Below are 12273 nucleotides of genomic sequence, written 5' to 3' on the forward strand. Positions count from 1 at the left end.
GGGGTGGGGGTGTGTGGTCTGCTGGCGAAAGAGGCCGAGAAGCACAGTCCGGGAGCGGGTTTCATCCCGGCCAGGTTCACCGTCGACCTGTTCCGGCCGGTGCTGAACGAGCCGATCACCCTGCGCAGCGAGGTGGTACGCGCGGGCAACCGCGTGCGGGTGGTCGACTCCTGGATCATGCAGCACGGCCAGGTGCGGGCCAGGGCGACGGTGCTGTACCTGGCCGCCACGGACAACCCGCCCGGCGAGGTCTGGGAGCCCACCCGCGATCTGCCCGTCCCCGCCCGTCGCCTCGACGATCCCGAGGGCGCCCCGCCGCTGCTCAAATGCGGTGACGGTGACTGGACCACCGATTTCGCGGCCGTCCAGAACGCCGAACGCAAGGTCGCCTGGCACAATCTGCCGCCGCTGGTGGCCGGCGAACCGTTCTCACCGTTCCAGCGGGCGGCCGCGATCGGTGACGTCACCAATCTGGTCTGTCACTGGGGCTCCGAGGGCGTGGGTTACATCAACACCGACGTCACCCTGACGTTGTCGCGGCTGCCCGAGGGCGCGGAACTGGGGCTGCAGGCCCTCGACCATGTCGCGTCGGCGGGTGTCGCGGTCAGCACCGCCACGCTCTACGACCGGGCGGGTCGGCTCGGCACCTGCGTGATCACCGCGCTCGCCAACGCCCGCCGCCAGGTCGACCTGGCCGAACTGGGTGATCAGGCGGCGGCCCTGCAGAGCTGACCCGGCCGACGGGGAGCGGCACGAGGGTCGTCGCCGATGAATTCCGTCGGGCGGCGACGTCTGCACAGTCGACACCCGCGCCGGGTGGCCGACCACGCACCGGTGGTCCGGCTCGGCGCGTGTTCCATCCAACGGAGGCAGATGTGACCGAAACCCCACAGCGCGAACGACTCTGGGCACTGGCCCACGCCGAGCGGGCGTCGCTCGCCGCGGACCTGGCCGGGTTGTCGGCCGACGAGTGGGCCGTCCGGTCGCTGTGCGGGGAGTGGACGGTCGAGGAGGTGGTCGCGCACCTCACCGCGGGCGCGAGTATCGGCCGGTTCCGTTGGCTGGCCAGCGTGCTCCGCGCCCGCTTCGACTTCGACCTGCACAATGCCCGGCAGATGGCCGTTCATCGTGGTGCGACCCCCGCCGAGACCCTGGACCGCTTCCGGGCCGTCGTCGACACGTCGACGGGTGCGTCCGGACACACCGCGGCCTGGCTCGGCGAGGTCGTCGTCCACGCCCAGGACATCCGCCGCCCCCTCGGCGTGACCACCACCCCCTCGATCGAGGCCGCCACCGCCGTCGCGGAGTTCTTCGCGAGCCGCGACTTCACCGTCGCCAGTCGCAGCGCGATCGAAGGCCTCCGCATAGAAGCCACCGACGGCCCTTTCGCCACCGGCACCGGCCCCCTGGTCAGCGGCCCGACCGTCGCCCTCGTCATGGCCATGGCCGCACGATCGACCTACTGCGCCGACCTCACCGGCCCCGGCCTCCCCACCCTGCGCGCCCGAATCTCGGACAAGGAGCCCCGCCCGGCCTGACTTCGTCCCCGCAAGGCCTGCCCACTCGGCCCCGCCCACCTCGGCCTGCATGGCGCAGTTGAGCATGGTTGGACGTGCCGGCTCGGCCCGCCTCTGCTCGGCCTGGTCTTGTCCGGCTCGGCCCTGCCGGGCTCAGCCCTGCCCGCCTCTGCCCGGCGCGGCCTGCCCTGGTTCGGCCCGGCAGGCTCAGCCCCTGCTCGGACCGTGCGGTACCGAACCTCTGCATCCGAACCGCTCAGGCGAACAGCGCGCGATGACGCTGCGCCCACTCGGCGTAGGACGTGGCCGGGCGACCCAGCACCTTTTCGATATCGCCGCTGACCTGCTGCTCGTCGGCGGTGGGTGAGCCGAGGATCTCGAGCGTGTGGTCGGCGACCGGTTCGGGCATGAACCGCAGCATGTTCTGCTTGGCCTGGTCCCGGGTGAGTTCGACGAAGGTGATCGGTGCCTCGACGGCCGAGGCGATCGCCGCCGCCTGTTCGCGCGGGGTCACCAGGGCGGGCCCGGTCAGCGTGTACGCCTGACCGGCATGGGCATCGGAGGTCAGCGCCGCCGCGGCGACCGCGGCGATGTCGCCCGGATCCACGGCGGGCAGCCCGACCTCGCTGAACGGGGCGGCCACGAGGCGCTGGGTGCGCACCGGTTCGATCCAGGCGAACGTGTTGGAGAAGAATCCGCCCGGCCGCAGCGACGTCCACACCAGGTCGGACTCGGCGAGTGCCTGTTCGAACGCACGGGTCCGGGCGTATCCGGCCGACTCCGGCCTGGTCACCGCCCCCTGCGAGGACACGAACGCCACGCGGCGAACGCCGGCGGCGGCCGCGGTCTTCAGCAGCTGGGCGGGCTCGGGTCCGGTCATCAGCTGCTCGCCGGTGATGAGCAGGAACAGGGCCTTCGCGTCACGCAACGCGGGGGAGAGGCTGTCGAGATCGCCCAGATCGGCGGTGACGTGTTCGACGCCGGCGGGCAGCTCGACCGGGGCGCTCCCGCGCGAGACCGCGCGGACCTCTTCGCCCGCGTCGGCGAGCAGGCCGACCAGTTGGCGGCCGATGTTCCCGGTGGCTCCGGTGACGACGATCATGAGAACTCCTTGAGTTAGTTGGCTGACTAACAAGACCGTAGCAGGGCATCGCCGTCGGTGTCTATAGTTAGTTGCATGACTGACTCAGTGACGCGGAAGAGGCCGAGGGCGGGGAAGCGGGAACGCCTCGTCGAGGCGGCGGCGCGCGTCTTCTACGAGCGCGGTGTCGAGAAGACGACCATCGCCGATATCGCGCACGCGGCCGACGTGCCGGTCGGCAACGTCTACTACTACTTCAAGACCAAGGACCAGTTCGTCCAGGCGGTGCTCGACACGCACGCGGGGGTGTTCGCCGGGATCATCGCGGCGCTCGAGCCGCTACCGGACCCGGCCGAGCGGTTGAAGGCCATGGTCAGGGGCTGGGTGGAGGAGCGCGAACAAGCCGCGCGCTACGGCTGCCCGACCGGGTCGCTCGCCGCCGAGCTGGACAAGCGCGACGACGCGTTCGGCGGTGCCCCGGCGCGGGTGATGAGTCTGCTCGTCGACTGGGCGCGCACCCAGTTCGCCGACATGGGCAGGCCCGACGCCGACGAGCTCGCCATTGCCTTCGTCGCGGCCTACCAGGGAATCTCCTTGCTCACCAACACGTTCCGCGATCCGGAGCTGATGGTGACCGAGGGCGCGCGGCTCGAACGCTGGATCGACGAACTCGCGCGCCGCTGAGCTCATTCGGCGGGTTGCCACCCGGAGCAGAGCAGGTCGATGCCGGTGATCAGATCGTCGTCGGCGGTGAGGAACACGCGCTGCTCGGCGATTCGGGCCGCCCCGAGCACGTGCTCCGGGCGCATGCGGACCAGCCAGTGCATGGCCAGCTTGTCACCGCGCCGGTCGCGGCCGGAGTCGAGGACGGCGAAGGAGTCGGGTCCGCCGAACCAGCCGTGGAACCGGTCGATCACGGCGGCCGGGCCGACGGCATCGAACGGGCCGGGCGGGATGAGGCCGCGCAGGCGCACCTCGGGGGCCAGGCAGACGGTCATGGCGGGGAAGTCGCGGTGGGTCAGCGCGTCGAGGAAGCGCTCGGCGACCGGGGTTCGGGTGGGGGTCGAAGTAGTCATGGGGGAAGTGTCGGCCGGTCGGGGCCGCGCGACATCGGGTGATCACCCGATCTTCGTGGACTGATCCTCGGTGCCGAGCAGCCCGTGCCGCATCGCGAACACCGCGGCCGAGCCGCGACTGTGCACCCCGATCTTGGTGTAGATGTGCTCGACGTGGCTGCCCGCCGTGCGCGCGGTGATGCCGAGTGCGCGCCCGATCTCCTTGGTCGTGCGGCCGCGTACCAGCAGCGCGAGGACGTCGAGTTCGCGCGCGGTGAGCCCGGCGACCTGTGGTCGTTTGCGGGGGCGGCGGCCCTGCGCGGCGGCCAGGACCGCGGCCACCGCGTCACCGTCGAGGCGACCCGCGGTCACCTCGGCGCGCAGGATCCTGGCGCACTCGTCCGGGTCGGCGGCCGGTCGGTGCGGACGGTCCTCGCCCAGCGCGCGCAGCATCTGCGCGGCCGCCAGGATGCGGGCGGCCGGAGGCAGCATCGCTCCGGGGAGGCCGCGCGGATAGCCCGAACCGTCCATCCGCTCGTAGACCATCGACGCCGGGCCCGCGAGCACGGCCAGGTGTGGACTGCGGGCCAGGACCCGCTCGGTGAGATACGGCACCATGCGGACGCGCTCGCGCTCCGCCGCCGTCAACGGTCCCGGCTTGTTCCAGAGTCCGGTCGAGACGCCGATGGTGCCGAGCCGGCACACCAGCGCGGCCCGGTGCACCGTGCGCGCCTGGTCGGCGGGCAGCCCGTATTCGCGCGCCGCGGCGGCGGCCAGCTCGGCGACGGCGCGTGAATGACCGAGGAACCAGGTGGCTTTCGCGTCCGCGTAGTCGGCGAAGACCGCGAGCACCTCGGTGAGCTCGGCGTCGGGAATCGGCCGGTCCAGCGCGGCGCAGCCGTCGATGACCTCGCGCCACGCGTCGACTCGATCGAGGCCGTCGAGCAGCGCCGCGTCGTCGCGGACGCACAGCGCGACCAGGTCGGGATCGAACTCGGTTCCGCTGCGCGAGCGCAACATGCGCGCCGCCGCGGCGACACCGCTTGTCCTGGCGTGGACCTCGGCGTCGTCGGCGATGTGCACCACGCGCATCACCGCCGCGATGGCGTCGCCGCGCAAGCCGGCGGGGACGCCACGGCCGTCCCAGCGTTCGAACGCCTGCGGCAGGGCTGTGCGCACGGCCTGGGGCAGGGCGAGCCGGTCGGCGATGTCGGCGGCGGTGCGGCAGTGGGTGAGGAACGAGTCCATGCTGTCGCGGACGCCACCGGCGAGGAATCGGCTGGTCATGGTGATCCGGCCGAGTGCCGAACCGCTCGTCGCGAGATGGCCGAGCAGGAAGCCGACCATCGGTAGCCCTGCCTTGTCGATGTCGTAGCTGTCGGCCCTGATCCGTAGATCGTCGCCGAACCACCGGGCCATCTCGGGGGAGTCGGCGACGCAGCCCACCCAGGCGAGCAACGAAATGTAGTACACCGCAGCGCGATCCGCTTCGGCGAAACCGGCAGCGGCGGCCAGCCGGGTCGCCAGCACGGTCTGACGCAGCACGTGCTCCTGCGGCTGGCCCAGACCCAGGTCGGTGGCCAGCGACAGGGATGCGACCAGTTCGGCCAATCGCATCGGCCGGGCGGGCTCCGTCATGGTGAATTCAGAGTACTCCTTGCGCTCGATGCATTGCCGATATATCGTCGATAGCGTCAAGAACAACGAGAGAGCCTGAGGAGGCTGTCATGCACAACGCAGAACATCGAGAATTCGGAAAGTTCGGCCGTGGTCGTGGACCGGGGCCGGGGGAATTCGGTCCCGATCGGCGGCAGTTCCGCCGGGGTGGGCGGCACGGGCACGGTCCCGACTTCGGGCCGGGCTTCGGTCCCGGGTTCGGGCCCGGTTTCGGCCCGGGATTCGGTCGCGGCCGTGGTCGCGGCGGCCGGGGCAGACGCGGTGACGTGCGGGCCGCGGTCCTGCTGCTGCTCGTCGAGCGGCCCATGCACGGCTACGAGCTGATCCAGCGGATCCGGGAACGCAGCGACGACATCTGGCGCCCCAGCCCGGGGTCGATCTACCCGGCGCTGGCGCAGCTCGAGGACGAGGGTCTGGTGCTCATCGAGAAGGTGGCCGGTCGCAAGACCGCCCAGCTCACCGACGAGGGCAAGGCCTATGTCGAGTCCCATCGCGAGGAACTCGGCGACCCGTGGGCCGAGGTCAGGGACGATATCGGCGCCCAGGCGCTGGACCTGCGCGGCCTGGTCGGGCAGGTGATGGGCGCGGTCGGGCAGGTCGCCCAGGTCGGCACCGCCGAGCAGGCGGCCAAGGCGGCCGAGGTGCTCACCGAGACCCGGCGGGCGCTGTATCGCATTCTCGCCGAGGACGACATCACGCCGGGGGACGACACCACCGACGAGCGGTGACCTCGCCGTGGCCGGGCCGAACGCGCCCTGCCGAGCACCACACTGTGCTGCGGCAGGGCGCGCGGGCCGGGTGGACCAGGTATCAGGACACGGTGACCGACGAGCTGATCGCCGTCATCAGTTCCTCGATGTTGTCGTGCAGCGCGCGCCCGGCGATCGGGTCGAGCATGGCGGCCAGGCTCGGCATGCCGAGATCGAACTCGGCGGCGAAGCTCACCACCGTGTCGGCGCCGTCGGCCTGCACCTGCCAGCGGCCCTCGAAGGCGACCAGGTCCCCGGCGACCTGGGTGAACGAGTAGGTGCGCGCCTCGGCGTCGAAGAAGTCGCGCTCGGTCCAGCGCAGCGCGCCGTCCCGGAACTTGACCTCCCAGTCACTGGTGGCGGCGGCGCCGTCGGCGTCCCAGCGGACCTCGACCTTCTGCACGCCGTCGGCGATCTCGGGGTAGCTGTCGAGATCCTTGAGCTGGGTGAAGACGATATCGGCGTCGATGTTCTCGATGCGACGGCTCAGCGAAACAGTGGGCATGGCAATCAATCTCCTGTGATCAGACGTGGGCGAGCAGAGCGGACAGCGACAGCTCGAGGGCGGACAGGACCGTGTGTTCCTGGTCCTCGGTGAGCACGGCGGGCGGGCTCAGCCGCACCACCGACCCGGCGCCGAGCGAGTGGTTGACGATCACGCCGCGCGCGAGCAGGTCGGTGACCAGCTCCCCGGCGAGATCCGGGCGGAGGAATTCGATGGCGATCAGCAGTCCGCGGCCGCGCACCGCGCGCACCGTCCGCCCGACGTGCCGGGCACACATCTCGGTGACCTCGGCCAGCATCCGTTCGCCCAGTTCCGCCGCCCGCGCGGCGACATCGCCGTCGACCAGCGCGCGCACGGTCGCGATGACCGCCGCCGAGGCCAGCGGTGACCCGCCGAAGGTCGAGGAGTGCAGAGTCGGATCGTCGGCGAACGGGCGGAACGCCTCGGCGGTGGCCAGCACCGCCGACACCGGCACCACGCCACCGGAGAGCGCTTTGCCCACCAGCAGCACGTCGGGGCGATCGATCTCGGGCTGATGCGCCCACATCGTGCCGGTGCGGCCGAGCCCGGTCTGGATCTCGTCCACGATCAGCATGGCCTCGTGGGTGCGGCACAGTCGCTGCACCCCGGCCAGGTATCCGGCCGGCGGCAGGACGATCCCGCCCTCACCCTGGATCGGCTCCAGGATGACCGCCGCGTCGCCGTCGGCCGCGATGAGCTCGGCCTCGAGCGCGGCGAGGTCGCCGAACGGCACCGCGGTGGCGGGCAGCAGCGGCTGGAACCGCTGCTGGTATTCGGCCTTCGGGGTGACGGCCAGCGCCCCGGTGGTCTTGCCGTGGTATCCGCCGAGCATGGTGATCAGCCGCGTCTTGCCGTGTGCCCGCGCGATTTTCAGCCCGAGCTCGGTGGCTTCGGCGCCCGAGTTGAGGAACTGCACGGCGTCGAGGCCCTCCGGGGCGATCGAGGCCAGCGCCCGCGCCGCCTCGGCGACCCTGGGCTCGAGCAGCAGCCGGGTGGCCAGCGGATGCGTGCGCACCTGCTCGACCACCGCCTCCACCACCGGCGCGGGGCAGTGCCCGAGCAGGAACACCGCGTAGCCGCCGCAGTCGATGAACGACCGGCCGTCGGCCGTCTCCACGATCGCGCCGTGCGAGGCGACTTCGACGGGGGCGTGGACGAATTCGGCCAGCGCCGCCCGGCCCCGGCCCAGGTGTGCGCGGGTCAGTTCGACGATCTCCGCGCGCTCCATCATGCCGCCACCGACTCGGGTAGCCAGTACGCGCGCACGGTGCGGGTCAGCAGGTCGCGCGCGGTCTCGACGGTCGGCTCGATGCCGGCGAACGGGCCGCTGCCGAGGCTGGACTCGAACGGGGCATCGGTGAACAGCGAGGCCATGGCCAGCAGGTTGTCGAACTTGTTGCGCGCCTTGGCGTCGAGCACGTCGCCGAGGGCGGGCAGGATCAACCGCTGGACGGCCTCGATCTGGAAGTAGCGCGGGGTCGTCAGCTCGATGCCCGCCGCACCGTAGAGCTCACCGCACAGCGCGACGATCTCGCCGGTGGCGACGGCGTTGTCGCCCGCGGTCAGCCAGTACTCCGAGCCGTCGAGCTCGGCGGTGGCCAGCCGGGCCAGCGCCGAAGCGACCATGTCCTGGGCGAGGAAGTCGACCTGGGCGGTGTCGCTGAACGGCACGAACGGCAGCGCGCCCTTGACGTAGGCGCCGAGAAAGGTGTGCAGACCCTGGTGCCGCACGATCTTGCCGGTGGTCGAATCGCCCATCAGCAGCGACGGGCGGGCGATCACGTAGTCGATGCCCGAGGTGCGCACCGCGGCCTCGCCGTCGATCTTGGAACGCAGGTAGTCGTCACGTCCCCCGGCGCAGCCGGTGCCGGTGACGACCTTCGCCGACTCGGCCCTGGCCACGAACGACGAACTGGTGTGCACGATGCCGGCGCCCGCGATCTCGCAGAACCGCAGCACGTTGCGGGTGCCGGTCACATTGATCGACCGGATGGTCTCCTCGTCGCGGTTGAAATCGACCATGGCCGCGACATGGATGACCCGGTCGACCTCATCGGCGATGCGCGCGTAGTCCTCACCGAGGCCGAGATCGGGCTGCCGGATATCACCGCTGAGCCAGGTGACGCCCGCCCGTGCCGCCCCGGTCTTGCTGTGCCCGAGCGCGTAGATCCGATGCCCGGACAGGAGCTCGACGAGAGCCCCGCCGATGACGCCGGAGGCGCCGGTGATCAGGAAGGTGGATTCACGGTTGGTGCTCATGTTCCCTCCACTCCGAGCGGTCGCCGCGACGAAATCGGGCGACGTACCCGGTAGAAGCTGCTTGATCCGAGATGCGGATGCGTTACGCCGTTGTGACCCCCGCGAAATCCAAAGTAACGCAAGGGATTTCGGTGGCAGGGAACGTAGAAGTGAACAATCGGGGGCGGTTGGGTGATTTCCCGGCGCGGCCGCTGTGGCTGTGATCCAGGCATGTCGGATCGGGAAAAGCACACGTCGAAGGCGTCCGGTGCCTGTGCACCGGACGGCGTCGACGTGGCCCGAAAAGCCGTCAGGCCGTTACGGGTTCACTCACTGTTTCTTTCGGCACCGCCGGCTGGGGCAGTGACTCGCCTTCGATGTCGACGTGGGGGAGCAGGCGTTCGAGCGGGCCGGGTAGCCACCAGGCGTGGCGCCCGAGCAGCGCCATGACGGCCGGGATGAGCGTCATGCGCACGATGAGCGCGTCGAACAGCACGCCGATACCCATCGCGAAGCCGATCGGCCCGATCATCGTGTTGTGGCTGAACAGGAATCCGGCGAAGACCGCGATCATGATCACCGCCGCCGCGGCGACCACCCGCACACTGCTCGCGTAGCCCGCGCGCACCGCCTCCAGCGCCGAACCGCGTCCGTGCACATAGGCTTCGCGCATCCGTGACACCAGGAACACCTGGTAGTCCATCGCCAGCCCGAACAGCACGCCGATCAGCAAAATCGGCAGAAACGCCAGGATCGGCGCGGGCCGGTGCACGTTCAGGATCGAGCCGAGCCAGCCCCACTGGTAGACCGCGGTGGTCGCGCCGAGCGCGGCCGCCATGGAGAGCAGGAATCCCAGGGCCGCGGTGAGCGGCACCAGCAGTGACCGGAAGGCCAAGGCCAGCAGCGCCAGCGCCAGGCCGACGACCACGATCAGGAACGGCACCAGCGCGCCGGAGAGCTTGCGTGCCACATCGATCGCGATCACGGTCTCGCCGGTGAGGTGCAGGGTGGCCGCCTGGTCGGCGCGCAGGTCGGGGCCGGTGTCCCGGATGGCGCGGACCAGCGTGGCGGTGTCCTCGGAACTCGGTGCGGTCGTGGGGATCACGACGAACTGCGCGGTGTCGCCCGCCTCGTTCACTTCCGGCGGGAACGCCATCGCCACGCCCGGCAGTGCGCTGATCCGCTCCACCGCGGCCTGGGTCTGCGCCTGGATCCGGCCGGACTCGCCCTCGACCACCGCGACGAGCGGGCCGTTCAACCCGGGCGTATACGCCTGCGCGAGCACGTCATAGGACTTGCGCGGCACGGTGTCGGTCGGTTCGTGCCCGGCGTTGGGCAGCCCGAGACGCAGATCCAGCACCGGCAGCGCGAGCACCGCCAGGACCGCCACACCGGCCAGCAGCGTGGCGATCGGATGGGTGGTGACGGTCTGGCCCCACCGGTTGGGGCGCTTGGTGCCCTCGATCGCGGTCAGCCCGCGACCGTGCGGGATCAGTCGCGCCCCGGCGAAGCCGAGCAGCGCGGGCAGCAGCGTGATGGCCAGCAGTACCACCACGCCGACGCTGCCCGCGGCCGCCAGACCCATGCCGGTGAGGAACGGGATCCGCGCGATCGCGAGCCCGCAGAGGGCGATGAGCACCGTGGCGCCCGCGAAGACGACCGCGCTGCCCGCCGTGCCGGTGGCCCGCGCCGCCGATTCGCGGACCGGCAGGCCCTCGGCGAGCTGCTGACGGTGCCGCGACACGATGAACAGGGTGTAGTCGATGCCGACGGCGAGGCCGAGCATCAGGGACAGCGCCAGCGTCGCCGAGGAGGCGTCGAACAGCGTCGACACCGCGACCACGCCACCCGTGCCGATGCCGACGCCGACGAGTGCGAGCAGGATCGGCAGGCCGGCGGCCAGCAGTGACCCGAAGGTCACGATCAGCACGCCCATCGCGATCGCCACACCGACGGCCTCGGCCGGGCCGACGAACGAGGCCTCCGAGTAGTACGGCCCGCCGGTGAGCATCGGCCGCAGGCCCTGAGCCTCCAGGCGGGTGCGCACCGTGTCGACGGCGGTCTTCGCGGTCGGGTTCACCGGGTCGGCGAAGGTGATGTCGACGAAGGTGACGTCACCGCGCTCGGCGACCGCGAGCGCGGGCGGGGTGATGCCGTCGATGCCGGGGGTGCCCGACAGGGTCGACAGTTCGGCGTCGAGCTGGGTCAGGGGCAGCGGCTTGCCCTCGGGTGCCCGCACGACGAGGCGGGCCGCCCCTTCCCCGGGGGTGGTCGGCGCGCCCTTGCCGAAGCTCTCGATCAGGACCCGCTGGGCCCGATCGGATTCGGTCCCTGGGATGTCGAATTTGTCGGACACCTTGGCGCCCAGAGTGATTCCGACCAGGGCGACGACGGTGGCGAGGAGTGACCAGACTGCGACCACCCACCACGGATTTCGGAAACAGAGATCGCCGAGGCGATAGAGAGCGCGAGCCATGGTTACCCCTCCAGGGTATTTAACCTACAGATGGCTGATTACCTACAACTGTAGGATAGGGTCCGTGGACCGGCGGCCGTCAACGTGTCACACGACACAAGCGGCGACAGATGTGAAGGTGGAGACGTGATTCGAGTACAGCCGGACCAGCGCAAGCCGACCTCCGACGACCCGCGGGTGCTCCGCAGTCGCGGTCTGCTCCAGGACGCCATCCTCGAGCTCGGCCGGGCCGGGCCGGTCGACGGCATCGCCATCTCCGACATCACCCAGCGCGCCGGTGTGAGCCGCAGCACTTTCTACGACCACTACACCGACAAGGAGACGCTGCTCGCCGACGCCATCGAGCGGCACGCGCTCGACGCGGGTGTCTCGCTGCGCGCGGAGGGGCTCGGCGGCGGGTTACCGGATCAGCCGCCGCAGTTCCTGATCGACTATGTGCGCCACATCGCCGATCACGCGCAGCTGTACCGCAATGTGCTCGGCGCGCACGGGTCGGCGGCGGTGCACGCGCGGCTGGCCCGCAGCATCGCGACGATCCTCGTCGACGGGATCCGGCTGCTGGGCGAGCACGCGCCGGTGGCCTCGGTGATCCCCGTCGAGGTCGACGCCGCCGCGCTGGCGGGCGCGATGCTCGCGGTCATCGCCTACTGGCTGGCGGAACTGCCGCAGACGCCGCCGCCCGTGGTGGCGGAATGGATCTGGGAGGTCCTCACCCGGGAATGAGCCGCGGGCTGCTCGCGTCGAGGACGGTGAGTACCTCGGTGGCGGGGGGGGCGGCCCCGCGGGGGGCGGCGGGGCCGGCGGCCCGAGACACCCCCCCCGCCACGGCGGCCGGGCCAGAAGGTGGCGTTCGTGATGGATACGCGCCTGTGCGACAACGTCTTCGCCCTCGCCGACGGTGTCGACATGCTCGTCATCGAGTCCACCTACCTCGACTCCGAACTCGACCAGGCC

12 protein-coding genes and 1 pseudogene are annotated in these 12273 nt (G+C 71.0%); 6 read left to right on the forward strand and 7 right to left on the reverse strand.

Features of this window, described 5'->3' with window-relative positions:
* Together QH270_RS32195 and QH270_RS32200 are read left to right on the forward strand one after the other, a co-directional pair.
* Window positions 1–732: acyl-CoA thioesterase domain-containing protein (locus QH270_RS32195; RefSeq protein WP_280348328.1), on the forward strand; the 732-nt coding region annotated here is incomplete at its 5' end.
* A gap of 143 nt (window positions 733–875) precedes the next feature.
* Complete coding sequence (locus tag QH270_RS32200; protein WP_280348330.1) at window positions 876–1538, forward strand: maleylpyruvate isomerase family mycothiol-dependent enzyme; 663 nt, start codon at window positions 876–878, stop codon at window positions 1536–1538.
* A 235-nt stretch (window positions 1539–1773) separates the two neighbouring features.
* On the opposite strand, the gene QH270_RS32205 is transcribed toward QH270_RS32200, so the two are convergent.
* Window positions 1774–2619: an SDR family oxidoreductase gene (locus QH270_RS32205; protein WP_280348333.1), complete on the reverse strand. Its 846-nt coding sequence runs from the start codon at window positions 2617–2619 to the stop codon at window positions 1774–1776.
* Between the two features lie 75 nt (window positions 2620–2694).
* Between QH270_RS32205 and QH270_RS32210 the strand changes: the two genes are divergently transcribed.
* Entirely contained in the window at window positions 2695–3282 is a 588-nt protein-coding gene (locus QH270_RS32210) for a TetR/AcrR family transcriptional regulator (protein ID WP_280348336.1), read from the forward strand.
* A 2-nt stretch (window positions 3283–3284) separates the two neighbouring features.
* Here the strand turns inward: QH270_RS32210 and QH270_RS32215 are convergent, their stop codons facing one another.
* Window positions 3285–3674 carry a nuclear transport factor 2 family protein gene (locus QH270_RS32215; protein ID WP_280348338.1) on the reverse strand — a complete coding sequence of 130 codons (390 nt, stop codon included), beginning with the start codon at window positions 3672–3674 and terminating at the stop codon, window positions 3285–3287.
* A 42-nt stretch (window positions 3675–3716) separates the two neighbouring features.
* A complete protein-coding gene (locus QH270_RS32220) occupies window positions 3717–5291 on the reverse strand; it encodes an HD domain-containing phosphohydrolase (RefSeq protein WP_280348340.1) in 1575 nt (524 codons plus the stop codon).
* 89 nt (window positions 5292–5380) lie between these two features.
* On the opposite strand from QH270_RS32220, the gene QH270_RS32225 reads away from it, so the two are divergent.
* Window positions 5381–6058, forward strand: a complete 678-nt coding sequence (locus tag QH270_RS32225; RefSeq protein WP_280348341.1) for a PadR family transcriptional regulator — start codon at window positions 5381–5383, stop codon at window positions 6056–6058.
* Between the two features lie 82 nt (window positions 6059–6140).
* Here QH270_RS32225 and QH270_RS32230 read toward each other — a convergent pair whose 3' ends face one another.
* The 4 genes from QH270_RS32230 to QH270_RS32245 form a co-directional block, all read right to left on the reverse strand.
* Window positions 6141–6584 (reverse strand): type II toxin-antitoxin system RatA family toxin, encoded by a 444-nt coding sequence (locus QH270_RS32230; protein WP_280348342.1) that lies wholly within the window; start codon window positions 6582–6584, stop codon window positions 6141–6143.
* Window positions 6585–6603: 19 nt separating this feature from the next.
* Window positions 6604–7836 carry an aspartate aminotransferase family protein gene (locus QH270_RS32235; protein WP_280348344.1) on the reverse strand — a complete coding sequence of 411 codons (1233 nt, stop codon included), beginning with the start codon at window positions 7834–7836 and terminating at the stop codon, window positions 6604–6606.
* The gene (locus QH270_RS32240; RefSeq protein ID WP_280348347.1) at window positions 7833–8864 is read right to left on the reverse strand and encodes an SDR family oxidoreductase; all 1032 of its coding nucleotides are present in this window, start codon (window positions 8862–8864) and stop codon (window positions 7833–7835) included. Before QH270_RS32240 ends, QH270_RS32235 begins: the two co-directional genes overlap by 4 nt.
* Window positions 8865–9153: 289 nt before the next feature.
* Window positions 9154–11319 (reverse strand): MMPL family transporter, encoded by a 2166-nt coding sequence (locus QH270_RS32245; protein ID WP_280348349.1) that lies wholly within the window; start codon window positions 11317–11319, stop codon window positions 9154–9156.
* A gap of 126 nt (window positions 11320–11445) precedes the next feature.
* Here QH270_RS32245 and QH270_RS32250 point away from each other — a divergent pair, with 126 nt between their 5' ends.
* Together QH270_RS32250 and QH270_RS32255 are read left to right on the forward strand one after the other, a co-directional pair.
* A complete protein-coding gene (locus QH270_RS32250) occupies window positions 11446–12042 on the forward strand; it encodes a TetR/AcrR family transcriptional regulator (protein ID WP_280348350.1) in 597 nt (198 codons plus the stop codon).
* Window positions 12043–12147: 105 nt separating this feature from the next.
* Window positions 12148–12273 (forward strand): annotated as a pseudogene (locus tag QH270_RS32255) (ribonuclease Z); the annotation flags it as partial.

This window comes from Nocardia neocaledoniensis (assembly GCF_029868625.1).
Lineage (GTDB): Bacteria > Actinomycetota > Actinomycetes > Mycobacteriales > Mycobacteriaceae > Nocardia > Nocardia neocaledoniensis_A.